Source organism: Streptococcus sp. Marseille-P6264, assembly GCF_902460355.1.
Lineage (GTDB): Bacteria > Bacillota > Bacilli > Lactobacillales > Streptococcaceae > Streptococcus.
The window spans coordinates 57,527-78,218 of the sequence record NZ_CABPTO010000002.1 but is presented as its reverse complement, the minus strand read 5'-3'; the positions used below and the strand labels follow the sequence as shown (position 1 = coordinate 78,218).

The window sequence follows — 20,692 nt, the reverse complement described above, 5'->3', positions numbered from 1 at the left end:
AAACTTCCAAATTGTTTATTTATTTTATTGACATTTTCTATAAAAATAAGTATAATAGTTTTATTATCAGACTATGCTATATAGGGGGTATTGAAATGAAATTTTCTAATCGTTTACTGCTATTCCTTGCAGGAGTTGTTTTTGTCCTTTTAGGACTTTTCCTATTTACACACCCAGTAGCTAATCTTGTTGCTTACAGCTGGTGGATTGCATTTGATTTACTGGTTGCTTCTATAGCAGCTCTTTTAGGCTATTTCTCTGCACCAAAAGAGCTTCGCTCACCTGTTTATCTTTTCCAAGGGTTTGTTAGTCTTCTTTTAGCTCTTTACCTCGTTGCTTATGGCTTTGTGACCCTGCCGGTCGTCATTCCAACTATTTTAGGAATTTGGTTAATTGTAGAAGCCATTATAGTTTTCTTTAAAGGCAATCGTCTGGGATTGATTTTCCCTATTATTGGCAACCATATCATGTGGGTAGCCTTGCTTGTATTTTTACTAGGTCTAGTGATTCTGTTCAATCCAGTGGCTACAGGTGTCTTTGTCGTTTATGTCATTGCCTTTTCATTTTTAGTTACTGGCTTCACCTACATTATTGAGGCCTTTCGTAAATAATCTAGTTGCCATTTTGGGCATATTAAAATAGCTGGGAAGTTACATTCTCAGCTTTTTCTGTTGCCTCCTTAGCTCAGTTGGTAGAGCAGTAGACTCTTAATCTATGGGGCGCAGGTTCGAGCCCTGCAGGGGGCATCTAAATCAACAGGAATAAGCCTTGAAACCAAGAATTTTTTGACGTCCAATAGCTTTTTGTAGAAAAGTATTTAAAAATAAAAGAGAAGAGAATCTCTCACTCTCTTCTCAGTATATCTTATTAAATTTAGTTTTTCTTAATCTACCTGATTTTCCTTTGCAACGACAAATTCTTTAACCAGTCGATAGATAACAGCAAATACGGGGGTAAAGAATATCATTCCAAGTAGTCCGAAAAGATTCCCTCCGATACTAGCAGCCGCAAGCGTGAAAAGGGCTGGTAAGCCAATAGATTGACCCACAACTCTAGGATAAATAAGGTTTCCTTCAATCAGCTGTATAACTTGATATAGAAGAAGAGAAAGTAAGGCTTGAGTAGGACTCACTGTGAAGATAAAAATCGCTCCCACAACACAAGCAATCATAGGCCCTACATAAGGAATGAACGATAGCACTCCTGCAAAGATACCTGTCATTACTCCATAGGGTATCCCAAACACGCTGTAACCAACCGCTATCATAACTCCTATGATAACTGCTTCAATCAGCTGACTCATCAAAAATTGGTCATAAGTCTCTAGTGCTACTTGTCCAATGTAAGTCAACTTTATCACCACCTTCTCTGGAAGAAAAACTTTTAGAAGTCGACTCGTCATCGCTGCCAAATGTTCCTTACTGGATAAAAATAAAAAGGTGAAGACTATAATCAAAAAGGCATTCATCAAACTTGAAAAAATATTGCCGATATTACTAGTCAGACCTGATAAAAAACCTATCAAAGCTTGGCTAATAGAACTAGATTGTCCCTGTATGCCTGATACGATAGTTGACAACATGTCTTTGGTTACAAATTCCGAGCTGCCTAGCAATTTCCCAAGTTGAGTAAGGACTGTTGAAAGGACTGTTCCCAGCTGACTAATAGTTGAGCTAGGGTTGGCAGCACCAAAACCAAAAGAGCAATCACGATTAAGATAAGAGCTAGGAAAACAAGTACCATGGCAATCGGACGACGCAACTCTGCCTTTACCTTCAATTTAACTAAGTACTGTTCAATTTTTTTCATAGGAACATTAAGCACAAAAGCAATAACAGCACCATAAATCAAGGTTGATGTTACATCAAAGAGAGAGATTGCTCCTGATATAAAGCTCGATGCATTCAGAATTACAAGAGCAACCAGCCCTATAAAAAGGATTAACGGGGTATATTTTTTAACTAAGTTCATAAATTCTCCTTAATAAACATGTTTAGATACGACTATACTATTTGGTTTTTCAAACTCTCGATTAAGGTAGGCTTGGTAAGTTCCTGGAGCGATAAATCCTTTGGGTGAGAGGATATCGGTTCCAGCTTGACCGACTATGGTATCAGCCAAGAGCACACAGTTTGTGGACAAGACAAAGTAGGATTTAAACTTAGATTTGATAAATTTATAAAGTTCCCCATCCGTCTCATGTCTGATTTTATAAGCGTAGGTGTAGTCTTCCTTACCATCTTCCGTTTTAATTTTATCTGCGCTTGGCTCCCAAGGAATCGTTAGTTGTTTTAATTCAGCTAATTTTTCCTGAACCGCTTCTTCCATTTCCGGTGTCAAATCTATTCCGTAACCAAATAGCGTTTTTTGACTCTCCCGTTTACATAAGTCAATGTACTTATCACGGTCACAGAAATATAAGACACCATCTCCTACCATACCAAATAAGGTCTCAGATGACGGATCATAGTTGCCATAAGAAATAACACGGCCCTGATAGCAGATATCCACATGACCAATAGCTGAAAACAGGGAGGTCTCAGCTGTATGAACAAAAATTTCTAGCTCTGCTGTCTTACCAGACTTCACTATTCCAAGATGGATATCTTCTTCCTCATCAGCATTTTCCAGCATAAATTTGTTAATTTTTGCTAAAGTTCTTGCAGGGATGAGAGCGGCTAGGACAATAGGTAAGCTAATTCTAATGCGACGTTTGAGATGGTTTTTCCCAATTTCCCCTTCAAATAAGAAACCGTCACGGATATTGGACAGACCATAAAGGAAAAAATAAGCCCCTAAAACAAAGAGTTGAAAGACAGAATTTCCCGTAGAGGACAAAAGACTAGCTCCACCAAGAAAAACTAGTAGAATACCATCTAGTAAGAGACGAAAACGAGGTCGAATATTATTTTTACGGTAGAGAACATAGGTGACAAGATTAATCGTGGCCCTAAAAATCTGATAAACTCCAATCACAAGAGCCAGAACATAAATCGGTATATCAGTCGCAAGATTAGAACCTAGCAAATATCCCAGCACTAACAATTTAACCAGTGCAACTCCCAAGGTATCCGTTGACTGGCTTTTTTTGAAAACTCTTAATAGCAAATCTACGACCGTTGCTATCCAAGCTAAAAACAGAACCAGGCGAATAACTGTTACTGGCAACCAAGTCCCCGTGACCATCAAGATGAGACCTAGCAGAACAAACAAGAACCCCTGAGCAAGTAATTTCTTACCTGTCAGACCTAAAGATAGAATTTTCGCCATATAAAAACCTTTCAACAATAAAAATTAAACACTCCGATTAAACTGACTAGTAAATAGCCAACACTACAAACAGCCTGTGCCAGCAACATATGGTGACTAGAAATGACTGTAATAATGTCACCATCTTGTCTTATGCACTTCTAAAATTTGTTATATTGATTAGAAACCAGAGCTTATAAAAACTAGCTAAACTCGAGAGATAGACACAATTGCGACGAAAAAATGTATAACCAATTCAACTTGTTAAGGTAAGAAAGCATTATTTCCAATCTATTAATTATTCATCTATTACCTATTATGACACAATATTCCCTATAGTTCAACTTTTTACTTGTTTTTATATTACACGGACTAAAAAGTTTTCAACAGTTGATTGCATTTGTTTTAATAAGTTTTAACCTTTCTTGGTTAGATAAAAAAAGAACCATACAGTTTAGAATCTGTATGGTTTTTGCCCCACTTTTGTCCCATTTTTAAATCATGACATTGAAAATACCTAAAATCACTTATATTTCAATATTTTTAATTGCTCTCAATATGAAAGTCCTTTCCAAATCCCTGTAGGGGGCATCTAAATCAACAGGAAAAAGCCTTGGAATCAAGGCTTTTTTGTGTAGTCTTAGCACTAAAAAACGATAGAAAAAACACCCCTTCTGAACTGCACCCCAAAAGTTAGACAGAAAAAACCTAACTTTTGTGGCGCAGTTCATTCGCGCCACATAAAGTTATTTAAGCATCTCCTTTTCTCTCATTACCATTTTATGTATAATAAATTGTACTTCTAAAATAGAAAGGTCTTAAGATGACAACTCTTATTAAACATAAACGTGTAGAATTTTCAGAACTTTTTTATGACTTAGTTTTTGTTTTTGCAATTTCAAAAGTAACTACTTTAATCGACCATCTTCATAACGGTATTTTGACTTGGAATTCTTTCCTTGATTTTTTCATTGCTATTTTGTTTCTCATCGATTCCTGGATGATTCAAACCGATTATACCAATCGCTATGGAAAGAACTCTTTATTTAACATGGTAATCATGTTTATCAAAATGGGACTTTTACTCTTTATAGCCAATATGATTGGACCTGATTGGCAACAATATTCTCATTATCTCTGTTGGGCTATTGGTACATTAACCTTTACCTTATTTTTACAATATTTGGTTGAATTTTTTAGAAAATCAACCGATAATGCTAATCGGGAAAGTATCAAAGGTTTTCTATGGATAACAGGTCTAGGAAGTTTAGGAGTCTATCTAGCAGCTCTTCTTCCTATTTACGTTGGGGTCTCTATCTTATTTGCTAGTATTCTGCTAACATTTATTATGCCAATTATCTTGCCTAGTAAAGATAAGCATTACCAGGTAAATCTCCCCCATTTAATCGAGCGCATCTCCCTTCTTGTCATTATTACGTTTGGAGAGATGATTACGAATCTAGCTAACTTCTTTACAATCGAGAATTTCTCGATTTATTCGGTTCTTTATTTCATAATTATGATTTCTCTGTTCTTGTTTTATTTTGGTCAATTCGACCATGCTATTGATCAAAAATCTAATCAAAAGGGACTATTTCTAATTTACAGTCACTATCCTATTTTCATTGGGCTTATGATGATGACTGTATCGATGAGTTTTCTTCAGAATCCTGAAGCTAATCGTCTCTTTGCAACCAGCTTCTCTTATATCGGATTTGGCCTCTTTCAAGCTGCTGTCCTAGTAAATGGGCCCTATAACAAACACTATCTTCGCTATTCGAAAAGTTACTACTGTGTCCAAGCGACACTCTATCTGGCTGCCTTGATTCTCTCTTTAATCTTTGCTTCTAATCCTATAATAGTAGTGAGTATAACAACCATTTTAGCTCTAGCTATAGCCATTCATTTTATTTATTTTTATATGACACAGAATAAAAAATATTCCAAATCTAACTGGGGGTTCTTTTAATGAGTTTATAACATAAAAAAAGCTTTGTGAACCAAAGCTTTTTTACTTTCTATCTAAACTTTTTCATGATGTATTTTCGTACAGGTTCTTCAACCATTTGAACGATTTCAAATCCTTCTTTTTGGTAAAGATTCTGAGCTCTTTGATTTGCCTCGTAGACATTTAGAGAGACAGTATCTATGTCTCCATTTTCAAAGGCCAAACTAACAAATTTCCTTAAAGCCTGGCTACCTAAGCCTTGCCCCTGTTTCTGGGGGTTGATAAAAAATCTCCCAATATGAAGATTTCTGTCTTCTAGCCTGATTTTCTGGATAAGCCCGACAAACTCTTGTCCATCAAAGATTGAAAAGATTCCTTCCAAATCTTGCAAGACTTGAATTGTCAAGGGAAAAGGAATCATTGTTCCCATCCATTGTTCTTGAAAGGATTTGCCGAGGGAGTTAGACCATTGGCATACGAATTGAGCGCTTTCTATACTTACCTTTTCTTCAAAACGGATTGTCATCTTTTTTCCTCACCATCTTATCTGTGTTTCTCTATTATACTACTTCTTCCATTTTTTACGAATAGATAAGTGTATTATCTCACATTGTCAGAAGAAATCAGGGGTTTGACTGGCTACTATTTTAATGAGAAGAAAGTGAAGTCAGTATCTGAAAAAGCTAAAACTTTAATCACTTATTGTAATGATAGAATTGAGTTGTTCCAAAACAAGTCTGAAATAGTTTAGCTTTCTTACTCCTTGCTAAACAGCGTTAATTTTCAAAACTAAAGTATTCTCTACTGCTATAAGATTATTTGCCCCATTTTGAAATAATCACATTTACAATCACTCCAAACAGCTTTCGAAAATCATTTACATTTCAAACTTTTCATTATTTTACAAGTTTTCATTTCATTATCAACACAATAAAAAGACTTCAAACCATTGTTTTTGATCAATAGTTTGAAGTCTTTTTTACTTTATTGATTTCAAAAAAGTTGTACTTTCTTCTATGTGTCTTACATCATTCCGCCCATTATGCTTGGATCCATAGCTGGTGCTGCTGGAGCAGGTTCTGGTTTATTGGCCACAACAGCTTCTGTTGTCAAAATCAAGCTGGCTACAGAAGCGGCATTTTGCAAGGCTGAGCGCGTCACCTTGACTGGGTCAATGATTCCAGCCTCAATCATGTTGACCCATTCGCCAGTCGCAGCATTAAAGCCTGTACCTGCTTCCGAGTTTTTCAAGCGGTCAATGACGATTGAGCCTTCGAATCCTGCATTCAAAGCGATTTGACGGACAGGCTCTTCCAAGGCACGAAGGACAATGTTACGACCTGTCGCTTCATCACCTGTTAATTCAAGGGCAGCTACTGCACCTAGTACGCTAACAAAGGCCGTACCACCACCAGATACGATTCCTTCTTCTACTGCGGCACGGGTTGCGTTAAGAGCATCTTCGATGCGGAGTTTCATTTCTTTGAGCTCGGTTTCGGTTGCAGCACCGACCTTAATCACTGCCACACCGCCGGATAATTTAGCCAGACGTTCTTGCAATTTTTCTTTATCAAACTCAGAAGTTGTACTTTCGATTTGAGATTTGATAACGGCCACACGATTGGCAATAGCTTCTGGATTGCCAGATCCTTCCACAATCACAGTGCTATCCTTGTCAACAGTGACTTTAGAAGCTTGTCCAAGCGCTTCAATCGTCGCATCTTTGAGCTCCAGACCAAGATCTTCTGTAATCACTGTACCGCCAGTCAAGATGGCAATGTCTTCCAACATAGCCTTGCGGCGATCACCGAAACCTGGTGCTTTAACAGCCACTACATTAAAGGTACCACGAATCTTGTTAAGAACCAGCGTTGGCAAAGCTTCACCATCCACATCATCCGCAATAATCAAGAGCGGACGGTTGGTTTTCAAAATACTTTCCAACAATGGCAGAATCTCTTGAATATTAGAAATTTTCTTGTCTGTAATCAAGATATAAGGGTTGTCCAGATCTGCCACCATTTTTTCACTATCCGTCACCATATATTGAGACAGGTAGCCACGGTCAAACTGCATTCCTTCTACGACATCCAGCTCTGTTTCCATCCCTTTGGACTCTTCGATGGTAATAACGCCGTCATTGCCAACTTTTTCCATAGCTTCAGAGATGTACTCACCGACTTTTTCGCTACGAGAAGAAACGGCAGCAACCTGAGCAATCGCTTCCTTGTTAGAAACTGGAATCGCCGTTTCTTTCAGAGCGCTGACAGCAGTCGCAACTGCTGCTTCAATTCCGCGGCGGATACCAATTGGGTTGGCACCCGCAGTTACGTTTTTAATCCCTTCTCGGACGATAGCTTGTGTTAATACAGTAGCAGTCGTTGTTCCGTCTCCAGCGATATCGTTGGTCTTTGAAGCCACTTCTGATACCAGCTTAGCCCCCATATTTTCAAAATGATCTTCCAGCTCGATTTCCTTGGCAATGGTCACACCGTCATTGGTGATGAGGGGTGAACCAAAAGATTTTTCCAAAACAACATTGCGACCTTTAGGGCCCAAGGTTACCTTGACAGTATCTGCTAAAATATCCACACCACGAACCATTGCACTGCGTGCATCTGATGAAAATTTAATATCTTTTGCCATCTTTAAACCTCTTTCTTCGATTTTTACTCAACAATTGCAAGAATGCTTGCTTCCCCAACAACCAAGAATTTCTCATCTTGATCTTTGACTTCAATGCCAGCATGGCTTTCAACTAAAACCTTATCACCTGGCTTAACACTTGGTGCAACCAGCTCTCCGTTCAACGTACGGATTCCTTGGCCAACTGCGATGACTTTTGCCTCTTTTGTCGCGTCTTGTCCTGCACCAGCAATGACAAAGCCACCAACTTTCTGTTCTTTTTCTTCTACTTTTAAGACCACACGGTCACCTAATGGTTTTAACATCTTTTTCCTCCAAAGATTGAATTTTAGCACTCTATGACATCGAGTGCTAATCTATAGTTAATATTGTATCACTTGGTCAGAAATAGTCAAGAAAAAACTTTGCCGAATGACAAAGTTTTTGGGGGAAATCAATTGGAAATATTATTGAGCCAACTTCAGTTTCTCTTCAAAATCATCAATAACCTTTTGCAAATTTAGTCTACCCTTGTAGATGCCATAGCCAAAGACCAGCATGACAAGAATTCCCAAAATAGCTAAGATGACTCCTACAATGAACAGAAGCAGATTGGTTCGATGAAAGAGATAGATCAGGACAAAACCGATACTGGCAATGGTGAAGAAAAGGCTAAACCAGCGTCCGAGATTTTCAATCATATGCTTCTGGTATTGAATTTCTGTTTCATAGCCTTGAATCAATTCTTGTTCTGTCATGATTTCCCCTCTTTTTCTTAATATTGGAGACCTGGGTTAAAGAAGCCAGCCAGTACACCAAGGAAAGCGATAACAACTAGAATGAGCATCACTTTGATTGGAGAAAGGTTCTTCTTGGCCATGAGCCACCAGCAAAATACGATAAAGACAGCTGTCAAGAGGCCTGGATAAACACCATCTAATTTGTCTTGCAGGACAAGGTAAGGCTCTTTTTCACCCGGATTGGTCAATTGGAAGGCAGTTTTGATAGGTACCCAAGTTGCTGCAACAGCACCGATAACCATTCCGCCGACAATCCCAACAGATTTACGGATAGCTTGCCCTTGTTCTCCTACTAAGAATTCAACGGCCTTGTCTCCTAATTCATAGCCTTTAAAGTAAGCAAAACGCATACCGAAATAAGCCAGCAGATTCCAAACTAGAATATAGAAGATGGCACCAACAGGCGAACCTCCATTTGAAAGCCCCATTGAGATCCCCAAAATAACTGGAATCAAGGTTCCAACGATCAGAGAGTCACCGATACCAGCAACCGGCCCCATCAAGCCAGCCCGAAGTCCGTTGATGGTTTCGTCATTTACTGCTTCTGCACCATTGGCACGCGCTTCTTCCAAACCAGCTGTGATCCCAACGACCAGAGTACCCAGCTGAGGTTCCGTGTTGAAGAAGGCTGTATAAGTGTGCATAGAGCGTGCTTGTTCTTCTTTTGTATCGTACAATTCTTCCACGATTGGTAGCATAGAAGTCAAGTAACCAAAAGTCTGCATGTGCTCTTGAGAGAAGCAGGTCAAGTGACCATAGTACCAGTGGTGGAATGATTTGGTCAGTGTTTTTTTAGATATTTTTTTAGTTGCCATCTTAGATATCCTCCTCGTCATCATCGTCAAAATCACCTACTGCCACAGCACTAGCTTTGACATTTTTTGCCATCTGTACTTCATAGAATAGCAGGGCAAAGATCAGTGATACAACTGCACTAGACACAAGGTTGAGACCAAGTGAGGCAGCCAAGGTAAAGCCAACGAAGAATGGGACAAAGTCTGTTACTTTTTCAACGATTTGTTTCAAGAGAATCGCAATACCGACACATGGGAGGAGAGAACCTACTGTAAAGAGGGTTTTCATTGGTAGACCATCCATTGGGAGGGCATCTTTCAGAGCTGTAACGGCATCAGCACCGTAACGGCAAAGAATCAGTGTTGGCAAGAAAGAGAAGAGGAAGTGGGAAACCCATGGCAGATACCAGTCAACCGCATACAATTTTTTGTATTCTCCCTGTTCGACTGCTTTCCAGCCCATGTGTTGCCATACCAAGTTCATTGTCGCTGTTCCGTAGAAGAGAACAGTTCCTAGTGTACCAACCAGCACACCCATTGATTTTGCAAAGTCAGCAGCCTGCTGAGCATCTGAAATCCCTTGTGACTTGATCGCAACCATTGCCAAAGGAATACCGATATAAGAAACTGCACGGACATCGGCAGAAACAGTACCGCCAGGGGTTACCAGTGCGATATACACCAACTGCATGGCTACCCCACAGATAATACCGAGGCTCACATCTCCTAAAATTAAACCACAGACGAGTCCTCCGACAAGCGGACGTCCAAGTGTGTAGTTACCAATACTTGAGCCACCCATACCCGGCATAGAGGATAAACTAGCAAAGATACCGAGGATTGCGGCTTGCAACCAAGAAATTGTCATAATCTTTCTCCTTTAAGTAAGATCGAGCAGGAGCAGGAGCTCGGTTCCAACTCCTTCAAATAGACCTTGCTTGGCAAGGCTATAGAAAGCTTAAAACCTTGTCCTGCTTAACTTCTGCCCCTGTTTAAAAACCAAATTTAGATTTGAAATCACTCCAGTAACCGATGGAAACGTCTGGAAGCAGCTGGAATTTTACCTTGTAACCTGCTTTTTCAATCGCTTCGATCGCTTCCGCTTCTTCTTGTGTGATGGATTGATTGTTGCCCAGCTTGACAGCTCCTGGACGGTCATTGGCTGGTCCGACGATGATTTCTTTGACATTGCCTGGCACATAGCCTTGGTCCACCAAAATTTCTTTCATATCAATCGGATTTTTAGTAATCAAGAAATAACGGCTGTCAGATTCGGTTACCTTGCCAGATTTTTCCTTGAAGGCTTCCTTAGTCCAAACGAAAGTTTTCTTGTCAGAAGCCCCTTTATAGGCTTGGATCAAAACCTTGTTGCTGGCTGCTGCATCATTGACTGCAATCAGCCCATCGCAAGGATATTCCTTAGCCCAACGAGTGACCGTTTGACCGTGGATCATGCGGTCGTCAATCCGTACAAATGTTACTACCATTTTGAATCTCCTATCTAAGTTAGTAAATGAATCACTTTTTAAATGTCGTCATCTTCCTCATCGTCATCTGATGAGACTTCAAACTCCTGTAAGGCTGCTGTCGCTTCTGAAAGAATCGTCTGTGCAAGATCTTTGCCTTCCAGCATGTCCTTCATCACAAGCCCAGTGAGCCCCATCGTCAGATTCAGCCCTCCAAGAATGACTGCCGAATCTAATTTGCCTAATTCTGCTAGGACACTAGCCGCTGTCGTTAGAGGACTTCCTCCTACAATATCGGCTAAAACCAAGACAGAATCCTCTGCTTCTAAACCTGCCAAGGCTTGACGGAAATCAAGAGCAAAATCATCGACTGATTTTCCCTCTTTCAGACCCACAGCGATGATTTGGTCTGTTTTATCACCAGCAAACATCTTCAAGGAGCTTTGTACGCCTTCAGCTAGCCCCCCATGACTGACCAGTACAAGATATTTCATCTTTCCTGCCTCCTTATTTTCTTGATTCTATTGTACACAAAATGAAATCGCTTCCCTATTGTCAAATGTCACTTTGAAAAGATGACAAATGTGAGTTTAGATGTGACAAATGTCATATTGGTCTAGTCACCCGTGGCTTTTTTTCTGACTTAATTAGAAATAAAAAAGAAAGCAGAAAATTATCTGCTTTCTATTTCTCTTTGAATGCTCGGCAAGGCACTGTCAATCTCTTGATTTCCCAGAGCTTCCTTAATCAAATAATCAAGTCTTTCCAAGGTCTGCCGATCAACTTCTTGTCCAATATCTATGATGGAACGCTCCATCATACTATCTAGCCTTTCAGAAGTCAGAGAATCCAAGCCGAAGTCATCTGCTTGCAAGATTTTTCTGGTTTGCTGACTTTTCACTACGGAGGGCAAGACTGAAGTTCCCTGCGATTTTTCAAACAAGTTCTGCTGGCTCTCTTTGTCCTGTGACAACAAGAGCATAAATTCCCAAGCCAGCTTCTCTTGCTTAGTGTTGGAAGACATGCCAAAGAGGGAAGTCTTGACCTGCGTTCCCATCACCTTGCTATTGGCTGTCGGCATCGGGATACAGGTCCAAGAAAAGCTAGAATATTTGGCAACATGATAAGGATAAGGCTTGTAGGTCCGATACTGGGCCAGACTCATAGGATAGAATACCACTCGCCCTTCATCAAAGTCATGAGAAGTCACCTTATAGTGCTGGCTGAGCATATCTAACTTGCTCATAAAGGCCAAGGCTTGGTGCATCTCTGCACTGTCTACATTGATACCGGATTTATCGGTCAAATGGCCACCGTAAGCTATCAGAGCTTGCTGCCAAGTGTAATCTGTAATACCGTACTGATCTACCACGCCATCGCCATTGGTATCCTTGGTTACTTTCTTGCAAATCTCATAGAAATCCGCCAGGGTCCAACCTGACTCAGGAATGCTAATTCCTTCTTTTTCAAGCAGGTCCTTATTGACACACATCATGATAGGATTACTCTCAACTGGAAGAGCATAGCTGACTCCCTGATATTGCCCAGCTTCATAAGCGACGGGATAAAAGGCTGCCCGTTCATCATCCGTTAAAAGGGTATCCAAGGATTTGAGGGCACCAGCAGAAGCCAACATGCTAAAGTCATTTTCTGGCACCATGAAAAGATCTGGCTGTTCGCCTTTTAAGACCTGTTCTGCTAGCCAGTCAGCATAATTCTTCTTGGGAATCCCGCTTTCGTAGACGACCTTGACATGGGGATGCGTCTTTTCAAACTTTTTAATCAGGGTGTCCAAGACCTTGTTTTCACGACTATTAGGAACATCCCAGCTCGAGCCTGCATAGACACCGATGCGTAGGACTTTTTCATGACTAGACGACCAAAGTGCAAAGCTTAAAATACCTGAAACAAGAACCAAAACAAGAACAACTAAATGTCTAAGTCGCCACTTCATTTGTCACTTCCCTTGCTAAAGTCTCGCTGGGTGACTCCGGTCTGCACGGCCCAGATAGCCAGCTGAGTCCGGTCACGCAGATTCAGTTTAGACAGAATCCCTGATAGGTAGTTGCGCACGGTTCCTTCCGACAGATAAAGCTTGGCTGCAATCTCCTTATTAGAAATCCCAAAGCCAATCTGCTGGATAATCTTCCACTCCGTCCGGCTCATATCCTCTACATTTTCCTCCGACACCGTGATAGTAAAGTTGGACTGGGCCATCTGTGAAAAGATTTTGAAGACCTTGGTGGCAATATTAGGATTAATCATAGCTCCGCCCCGATAGACTGTCTGAATGGCTTCGTGAAGCTCTTCTGTCGAAACCCCTTTGAGAATGTAGCCAGAGGCACCGTATTTGAGAGCAGAGAAGATAAATTCATCGTCGTCAAAGGTCGTCAGAATGATAATCTTAACATCCGGATACTGCTCCTTGACAGCCTTAGTACAGAGAACACCGTCCATGACTGGCATGCGAATATCCATCAAAATCACATCTGGGCGCACCCGATGAAGCTTTTCCAGCACTTCCTTGCCGTCTCCGACTGTCCCGACAACCTCAATATCAGCGTGGGCTGACAGGATGATTTGCAGAGACTCGCGAATCAAGGCCTGATCGTCTGCTATTAAAACTTTAATCATTCCAACCTCCTATTTTGGGGATTTCAATGTAGGTATAGAAGCCCTCTCGGTTTTCAAAATGAACCTTCCCACCGATAATAGCCAACCGTTCCTGCATTTGCTTCAAGCCATAGCCATAGTGCAATTCATCAAACCCTACACCATCATCTCGAATGGTCATAATATAATTTTCTTGTTCTAACAACTCAATCCAAACGGTCTTGGCGTGCCCGTGACGCACAGAATTGGTAATTGATTCCTGCACGATGCGAAACACAATATCTTCTTTGGCAATATCTAAATCGATCGTATCCCATTCATAGAGAAAATGGATATCCAAGTTGGAAATGGCTTCATACTCTCGGATAATCTTTAACAAAGCCTCTTTCAGACTGTTATTCTCCAGAGTACCCGGCCGCATTTTATTGAGCGAACCTCGAACATCCCGAATCCCGTCACGAACGACGACCGAGACATTGTTGAGCTGTTCCTTGGCCCGCTCGGTATCAATATCCACTAGGACCTTGATGGCGTCAATTCCCGCTGAGATACCCGTCAAAGCATGTCCCAGTGTATCATGAATCTCACGAGCAATCCGCTTTCTTTCTCGGTCTTCAGCAATTTTTTCTGATAAGGCTAGATAGCTGTTCAACTCCCGATTGGCCTGGGAAGCCATGCGAAGTTCCTCCTCAATCCGGTGCCGCTCTGTAATCGCCGACATGATATAAAAGAGCAAGGAAATCATAAAGACGACAATATTGAGGGAGAAAAGAAAGTTCTTTCCAAAAAGCAGCAGCAAACGTATAGATTCTGGATAAAAACGAATATAGGTATCCAATGAAGGCAGTTTGACAAAGAGCGACAGCAGGTCGTAGTTTGACAATAGCAACATACTGAAACTCAAAATAATAAAGGAAAACCAGTATTTTTTGTCCTTGGAGGCATTGAACTCTTTGGAGCCATAGAAAATATCTGCAAAAACAAGAAGAATCAGCCCGTTGTAAGACGAATGCAAAGCAGTAAAGATGACCAGCATCAGCAAAATCTCAATCATGGTCACCTTATCATAAACGGATAGCTGATTGGGATGCTTTTCCCGATAGTACATCACCAGCAATAGGCAGGCATAAAAGATAATGGAAATCAGAAAAATGAAACTGGGCGATCCTGGAATGGCATCTAAGCGTTCCAAAAGCGAGTGACTGAAGCCTCTTGTTACGGCATAATTAGTTGCAAAGAGGTAAATCGAAGCATTATAGACAATGGCTATAAAATTGATGACCATCAGAGCTATTTTACTGTAAAAAATGCTTTTGTTTGGTTTCATTACTGCCACCCTGTAACTGTATACTCGCTGATATTGTCCTTGTTTATCAAGCGGACTGGTATCAGATACTGGCTGTCACAGGATTTCTTTTCCCGCAGCAGCTCAATCACTTCTGCCACCTTTCGTCCCATCTGAATAGGCGATTGGGCCACTGTTCCTTGAATGTCATTCGTATTGGCTAAAAAATTCTTAATATCTGGAGAGCCGTCAACCCCATAGATATAAATTTTTTCTGCGACACCTTGATCTTTGATTGCTGCTAAGGCACCGATTGCTGCACGGTCATTAAGAGCCATGACAACGTTGAATTCCGAGCCATTATCCAAGGCATTTTTGACCTGGGGCATGCTTTCTTCGGTCTGTCCCAAAGTCTCCAGCTGAGAAACGATTCGATAGCTGGGATGGCCCTTGATCGTATCCAGAAAGCCCTGTAGCCGGTCCATAGCTGAGATGGCATTCTGGTGTTCAAGCAAGAGAATATTCGCCTCGGAAAGCCGACTCATCATATCTTTAGCAATCAAAACTCCCGCTTGATAGTTATCTGACACGATAGTCGTGTCAACAGCTACTTGCTTGCTCATTGGCGCATCTACCACGATAATGCGAATACCCGCTTTTTTAGCTTTATTCAAAGCCTTGATAATAGCTGGGCTGTCACTCTTTACTGGATTGATGACGATGATATCCACTTTCTCTTTGATAAAATAAGCAATTTGCTGGCTCTGCTTTTTCTCATCTAACTCCGAATCACGAACATAGAGCCGACTCCCCTGTTGATTGGTTTTTTTCTCCAATTCAGCATTCAAGGTTTGATAAAAATCATTGTTCATGGTCATATAGGTCGCCCCGATTTTCATTTGATTGCTATCGGGCATACTAGCCTTAGAATAAATAAAAGCAAGGCAACAAATTACCAGCACAAAAATAGACCAGAGAGCGCATTTCTGGCAAGTCTGAATCCTCTTTTTCCCCTTACTTGATCCCATTCCCATCTCCTAGTCACCTATACTTACTAACACTTCACTTACGTTTATTATATTATAATCAAGCGAAAAAGCAAAACGTTTCTTGAATCCTCTAATCAATCAGAGGATAAACGACAGACTTTTTAGCTTCTGATTTTTAGGGCGAGATAAATGAATATCAAAAACAAAAAACGAAGGTAGCCTCATGAAATACCTCCGTTTCTGTATATATTTATTCAAATACAAATTGATTGTGGTAAAGCTCAGAATAGAAGCCGCCTAGATGCAGCAATTCATGATGATTGCCTCTTTCAATGACTTCCCCATCTTTTAAGACAATAATCTGGTCCGCATTCAATATGGTCTTTAAGCGGTGAGCGATGACAAAGCTGGTTCGGCCTGCCACAATGGCCTCCATCGCGCTCTGGATCTTGCTCTCGGTTACCGTATCAACATTGGAGGTGGCCTCATCCAAGATCAGTACTTGAGGATCGGTCAAAAGGGTTCGAGCAATTGAAATCAATTGCTTTTGACCTGTTGAAAAGATGTTTTGATCATCATCTACGATCGTATCATATTTATCAGGCAAGCTTTCAATATACTCGTGAATATGAGTAGCACGCGCAGCGATTTCAACCATCTCCTGACTTGCATCCGGTACTCCAAATCGGATATTGTCTCGAATGGTTCCGCTGAACAAGACAGAATCTTGCAAAACGATACCTACATGACTGCGCAAGCTATCCAAGTCATAGTCTCGGATATCGCGCCCGTCAAATTCGATACTGCCCTTATCCACATCGTAAAAACGATTGATCAGGTTCATAATGGTCGTCTTGCCCGATCCTGTCGGTCCTACAACAGCTATCATCTTGCCTTTTGGCGCTGAAATGGAAACATCCTTCAAAATCGGCTTACCTTCGACATAAGAGAAATCCACATGCTTTATCTCGACGCCTTCTTTCAGCTCGGTAAAGGCTGGAGCATTCTGCGGGCGCACTTCCTCAGGCGCATCAAACATTTCCTGAATCCGATCCGCACCAGTGAAAGCCAGCTGCAGACTTCCCCAGCTTGCCGCAACCTGAATGATGGGCTGATAGTATTGTTGAGAAAACTGTGTAAAGGTTGAAATCAGACCAATGGCTACTGAGGTCTTCACATTAGGATCATTGAGCATAATGGCTGAACCCACAAAAATCACGATAGCCGTATTGATCAGGCTCATTCCGTTCATGACAGGAAAGAGTAAGCCAGCAAAAGCGCGTCCTCTGAAAGTAGCTGACCGAACCTTATCATTTTGCTGGACAAAGCCTTTGATGACTTCTTCTTGCATTCCCTGTACAATGACTACCTTCTGGCCGGAAATCGTCTCATCCATATAAGCATTGAGCTGACCAACTTCTTTTTGCTGCAAGTCTGTGTACTTGCGAGCCAGCTTGACGATGGACACCAAGACAATGATGGCTACTGGCGTACTGGCAATCGTCACCCAAGCCAAGGTCGCATGCCGCATAAACATGATGATAATCAGACCAATGTAAAGAGCGATATTGCTCATCACTTGGACTAGGCTCTCGTTGAAAGCCTGCAAGATATTATCTAAATCGCTGGTAAAACGCGACAAGATATCCCCGTCTTGATGGCGGTCAAAGAAGGAAACGGTCAAGCGAGCTAATTTTCCAAAGAGCCCCTTGCGCATTTCATTGGTTGAGTAGGAAATGATCCGACTCATCAATAGCATGTAGATCAAGCTAGATAGCGAAAGGAAGATGAAAGCCAGCGCTAAATTCCACATGATTCCTTGAAAAGCAGCAAAGGCTGAAACATCACCTGAAGCAAGCTTGCCACTCGCAAAAGCACTACCCAACTCTACCAGCTCACTGATGGCGAGACCAGTAAAAATCGGAAAGAGAACCTGTAAAACCGTCGAGATGACAATCATAATCATGACGACCAAAAAGGCCAGTTTATACTGTTTAAAATATTGCCAGAAAAATTTTGCTGTCTTCATATTAGTCCTCCTTTCCTTTTTGAGTCTCATAAATTTCTCGGTAGACATCATTTGTAGCAACCAAGTCTGCGTGTCTACCTTGCCCAATCAAACGCCCTTGATCTAGCACCAAAATCTTGTCTGCATGAACCACAGAGCTAATCTTCTGGGCAATGATGATGGTCGTTGTTCCCTTCAAATCCTTGTTCAGCGCCTCTTGAACCAGTTTTTCGGACTTGGCATCCAGAGCGGAAGTCGAGTCATCTAGGATAAGAATATTGGGACTGCTGACGACACCACGCGCGATGGACATTCTCTGCTTTTGTCCGCCAGAGAAATTATTTCCCCGTTCTTCGACCTGGCTGTTGTAGGTATCTTCCATGCGATTGATAAACTCGCTCGCCTGAGCAATGCGCGCCGCCTGTTCTAACTCTGGCAGGCTAGCATTTTGCTTTCCTTGACGCAGATTGTCCGCAATCGTCCCCTTAAATAAAATAGCTTTTTGCAGAACGATAGAGACATTTTTTCTCAGCGAAGCTTCACTAATGTCTCGCAAGTCCTTGCCACCAATCTTGATAGAACCTTCCTGAGGATCAAAAAGACGTGGAATGAGCTGGGCCAGAGTTGATTTTCCTGCTCCTGTCGCTCCGACAACACCAATCATCTCTCCCGGTTTGACTTCAAAGCTAATATCCTTGAGCATGGGCTCTGTATCTGTCGGATAGGTAAAGGTCACATGGTCAAAGACCAGACTACCTTCCAGATCTTCTTCAGCTTCATTCTTGAAGGTCATCGCTGGCTCTGTATCCAAGACCTCCTTGATCCGCCGAATCGACACCATGGCACGCGTAACGGTATTGCCCAAAAAGCCAACCATGATGATGGTAAACATGATTTGATTCAAGTAAGAAATGAAAGAAACAATCGAGCTAACCAAGCCTGGATCCATCTGTATCATGCTAGACAAGAGCCACATAGTCAGATAGACAGCCCCGTAGCCGACGATCATCATCATTGGTTGAACGATCGAAAAGGCGTATCCAATAAAGAGATTTTGCTCCAGAAGTTCATCTGAAACTTGCGTAAATTTCTGATACTGTTCTCTCTCCTGCACGAAAGATTTGACGACACGGACGCCACGCAGGTTTTCTTTGGCAATCGAATTGATCTTTTCTAAGAGGACTTGGAATTTGGCAAAGCGTGGACCCATCAAGCCCATCATCACTCCTGTCAAAAAGAAGACCAAAAAGACCATCAGGACAATCACCCACCACAAGGAAGGAATGGTCACTACCGCCAAAATAAAGGAACCTAAAAATAGAATAGGCAGGCGGAATAAAATCTGGAACATCATCATGACCAAATTTTGCACTTGGTTGATATCATTGGTCATGCGGACGACGAGATTTCCCGCATTGAACTGTTCAATATTGGCATAGGAGAAGGTCTGTATTTTCCGAAAGGTTTTTTCACGTAAATCTGACGACACACCTTGCGCAATATAGGCTGCCAGGGTCACATTTGCCCCGCCAGCAAGCAAGCCAACCAGACCAAAGCCCAGTAACCAAGCCCCCAAACGATAGATTTCTTGCCGATTTCCTGCCAAAAGAGCATTCAAGACATCTTTGAGATACAGGGGCTGCAACAGCGAGCTAGCTAGCATCAGCGATGTCATCAGAAGAGATAAAAAGATAAATAATTTATAGGCTGATAAAGCTTTTCTGAACATAATTCCTCCTCGTAGATTTTTAACTTTGTTTAGCTTCCTTACTATATCATAGATAAAAACAATGTCAAGTAGGAAATTTCAGTTATTATATGGTACAATATAATAAATAACTCTAAATTGATTGAGGCCTTTTGTGGGTCTCGTACAAGGAGAAAAGATGGATAAACAACGAATTGCTGTGGTTGGCCCCGGTTCTTGGGGAACGGCTCTATCGCAAGTCCTCAATGATAATGGCCATGAAGTCCGAATTTGGGGCAATATTGCAGAGCAGATTGACGAAATCAATCACCAACATACAAACAAACGCTATTTCAAAGATGTGGTTCTAAGCGAGGAAATTAAGGCTTATCATGACTTGAACTATGCTCTAGAAAACGTCGATGCTGTGCTTTTTGTCGTACCGACCAAGGTGACTCGTCTGGTAGCCAAACAAGTTGCGCAAACCTTGGATCACAAGGTAAAAATCATGCACGCATCCAAGGGATTAGAGCCTAACAGCCACAAACGGATTTCGACTATTCTGGAAGAAGAAATCCCTGCAGACTTGCGTAGCGAGATTGTCGTTGTTTCAGGACCTAGCCATGCTGAAGAAACTATCGTTCGCGACATTACCCTGATTACCGCAGCATCTAAGGACCTCGAAACCGCTAAGTATGTGCAGGAACTCTTCAGCAACCACTATTTCCGCCTCTACACCAATACTGATGTCGTTGGAGTGGAGACAGCAGGTGCTCTCAAAAACATCATCGCAGTCGGAGCTGGAGCTCTCCATGGACTGGGTTATGGTGACAATGCCAAAGCTGCCATCATCACACGCGGACTGGCTGAAATTACCCGACTGGGTGTCAAACTGGGAGCCAGCCCTCTGACTTACAGCGGTCTTTCTGGTGTCGGCGACTTGATTGTCACAGGAACTTCTGTCCACTCTCGCAACTGGCGGGCTGGAGATGCGCTGGGTCGTGGCGAAAAATTGGCTGACATTGAAGCTAATATGGGCATGGTTATCGAAGGAATCTCGACCACCAAAGCTGCCTACGAACTAGCTCAAGAGCTCGGTGTCTACATGCCAATTACCCAGGCTATTTACAAGGTTATCTATGACGGCCATGATATCAAAGATGCCATTCATGATATGATGAGCAATGAATTCAAAGCTGAAAATGAGTGGTCTTAAGTTACAGTATTT

The 20,692-nt window shown here is 41.7% G+C and carries 18 protein-coding genes, 1 tRNA gene and 2 pseudogenes; 5 read left to right on the top strand and 16 right to left on the bottom strand.

The features are described 5' to 3' along the window. The first annotated feature begins 95 nt into the window (after positions 1–95). Both FZ941_RS03920 and FZ941_RS03915 read left to right on the top strand, forming a co-directional pair. On the top strand, positions 96–611 hold the full coding sequence (locus FZ941_RS03920) for a DUF308 domain-containing protein (RefSeq protein ID WP_148886915.1): 516 nt from the start codon (positions 96–98) through the stop codon (positions 609–611). Positions 612–673: 62 nt separating this feature from the next. Then, positions 674–746: transfer RNA gene (locus FZ941_RS03915), tRNA-Lys, on the top strand. Between the two features lie 137 nt (positions 747–883). Here the strand turns inward: FZ941_RS03915 and FZ941_RS03910 are convergent. Together FZ941_RS03910 and FZ941_RS03900 are read right to left on the bottom strand one after the other, a co-directional pair. Beyond that, positions 884–1,971 (bottom strand): annotated as a pseudogene (locus FZ941_RS03910) (AI-2E family transporter). Between the two features lie 9 nt (positions 1,972–1,980). Further along, positions 1,981–3,270, bottom strand: coding sequence for a DUF308 domain-containing protein (locus FZ941_RS03900; protein WP_148886914.1), 1,290 nt, complete (start codon positions 3,268–3,270; stop codon positions 1,981–1,983). Positions 3,271–4,072: 802 nt separating this feature from the next. Between FZ941_RS03900 and FZ941_RS03890 the strand changes: the two genes are divergently transcribed. Then, positions 4,073–5,218, top strand: coding sequence for a low temperature requirement protein A (locus tag FZ941_RS03890; RefSeq protein WP_148886913.1), 1,146 nt, complete (start codon positions 4,073–4,075; stop codon positions 5,216–5,218). 49 nt (positions 5,219–5,267) lie between these two features. On the opposite strand, the gene FZ941_RS03885 is transcribed toward FZ941_RS03890, so the two are convergent. Beyond that, complete coding sequence (locus FZ941_RS03885) at positions 5,268–5,723, bottom strand: GNAT family N-acetyltransferase (RefSeq protein ID WP_148886912.1); 456 nt, start codon at positions 5,721–5,723, stop codon at positions 5,268–5,270. A gap of 72 nt (positions 5,724–5,795) precedes the next feature. On the opposite strand from FZ941_RS03885, the pseudogene FZ941_RS10730 reads away from it, so the two are divergent. Further along, positions 5,796–5,948: pseudogene (locus FZ941_RS10730) on the top strand (dehydrogenase); the annotation flags it as partial. Between the two features lie 272 nt (positions 5,949–6,220). Here the strand turns inward: FZ941_RS10730 and groL are convergent. The 13 genes from groL to FZ941_RS03815 all read right to left on the bottom strand — a co-directional run bounded on the left by groL (position 6,221) and on the right by FZ941_RS03815 (position 19,506). Continuing rightward, on the bottom strand, positions 6,221–7,843 hold the full coding sequence (gene groL / locus FZ941_RS03875) for a chaperonin GroEL (RefSeq protein WP_148886911.1): 1,623 nt from the start codon (positions 7,841–7,843) through the stop codon (positions 6,221–6,223). A gap of 23 nt (positions 7,844–7,866) precedes the next feature. Next, the gene (gene groES / locus FZ941_RS03870) at positions 7,867–8,148 is read right to left on the bottom strand and encodes a co-chaperone GroES (RefSeq protein ID WP_048766103.1); all 282 of its coding nucleotides are present in this window, start codon (positions 8,146–8,148) and stop codon (positions 7,867–7,869) included. Positions 8,149–8,289: 141 nt separating this feature from the next. After that, entirely contained in the window at positions 8,290–8,580 is a 291-nt protein-coding gene (locus FZ941_RS03865; RefSeq protein WP_005591588.1) for a hypothetical protein, read from the bottom strand. Between the two features lie 17 nt (positions 8,581–8,597). Further along, complete coding sequence (locus tag FZ941_RS03860; protein WP_039975565.1) at positions 8,598–9,437, bottom strand: PTS system mannose/fructose/sorbose family transporter subunit IID; 840 nt, start codon at positions 9,435–9,437, stop codon at positions 8,598–8,600. A gap of 1 nt (position 9,438) precedes the next feature. Next, positions 9,439–10,284, bottom strand: a complete 846-nt coding sequence (locus FZ941_RS03855) for a PTS sugar transporter subunit IIC (protein ID WP_005591586.1) — start codon at positions 10,282–10,284, stop codon at positions 9,439–9,441. Positions 10,285–10,408: 124 nt separating this feature from the next. Beyond that, positions 10,409–10,903 carry a PTS sugar transporter subunit IIB gene (locus tag FZ941_RS03850; protein ID WP_005591585.1) on the bottom strand — a complete coding sequence of 165 codons (495 nt, stop codon included), beginning with the start codon at positions 10,901–10,903 and terminating at the stop codon, positions 10,409–10,411. Positions 10,904–10,941: 38 nt separating this feature from the next. Beyond that, on the bottom strand, positions 10,942–11,376 hold the full coding sequence (locus tag FZ941_RS03845; protein WP_148886910.1) for a PTS sugar transporter subunit IIA: 435 nt from the start codon (positions 11,374–11,376) through the stop codon (positions 10,942–10,944). 179 nt (positions 11,377–11,555) lie between these two features. Beyond that, positions 11,556–12,836, bottom strand: a complete 1,281-nt coding sequence (locus FZ941_RS03840; RefSeq protein WP_148886909.1) for an ABC transporter substrate-binding protein — start codon at positions 12,834–12,836, stop codon at positions 11,556–11,558. Beyond that, complete coding sequence (locus tag FZ941_RS03835) at positions 12,833–13,516, bottom strand: response regulator transcription factor (protein ID WP_148886908.1); 684 nt, start codon at positions 13,514–13,516, stop codon at positions 12,833–12,835. Before FZ941_RS03835 ends, FZ941_RS03840 begins: the two co-directional genes overlap by 4 nt. Further along, positions 13,509–14,822, bottom strand: coding sequence for a sensor histidine kinase (locus FZ941_RS03830; RefSeq protein WP_148886907.1), 1,314 nt, complete (start codon positions 14,820–14,822; stop codon positions 13,509–13,511). Before FZ941_RS03830 ends, FZ941_RS03835 begins: the two co-directional genes overlap by 8 nt. After that, entirely contained in the window at positions 14,822–15,808 is a 987-nt protein-coding gene (locus FZ941_RS03825) for a substrate-binding domain-containing protein (protein ID WP_148886906.1), read from the bottom strand. Before FZ941_RS03825 ends, FZ941_RS03830 begins: the two co-directional genes overlap by 1 nt. A 211-nt stretch (positions 15,809–16,019) precedes the next feature. Beyond that, positions 16,020–17,798 (bottom strand): ABC transporter ATP-binding protein, encoded by a 1,779-nt coding sequence (locus FZ941_RS03820; RefSeq protein WP_148886905.1) that lies wholly within the window; start codon positions 17,796–17,798, stop codon positions 16,020–16,022. A 1-nt stretch (position 17,799) separates the two neighbouring features. Next, a complete protein-coding gene (locus tag FZ941_RS03815) occupies positions 17,800–19,506 on the bottom strand; it encodes an ABC transporter ATP-binding protein (RefSeq protein WP_148886904.1) in 1,707 nt (568 codons plus the stop codon). Positions 19,507–19,663: 157 nt separating this feature from the next. Here FZ941_RS03815 and FZ941_RS03810 point away from each other — a divergent pair, with 157 nt between their 5' ends. Then, a complete protein-coding gene (locus tag FZ941_RS03810) occupies positions 19,664–20,680 on the top strand; it encodes an NAD(P)H-dependent glycerol-3-phosphate dehydrogenase (protein WP_148886903.1) in 1,017 nt (338 codons plus the stop codon). Positions 20,681–20,692: the final 12 nt, after the last annotated feature.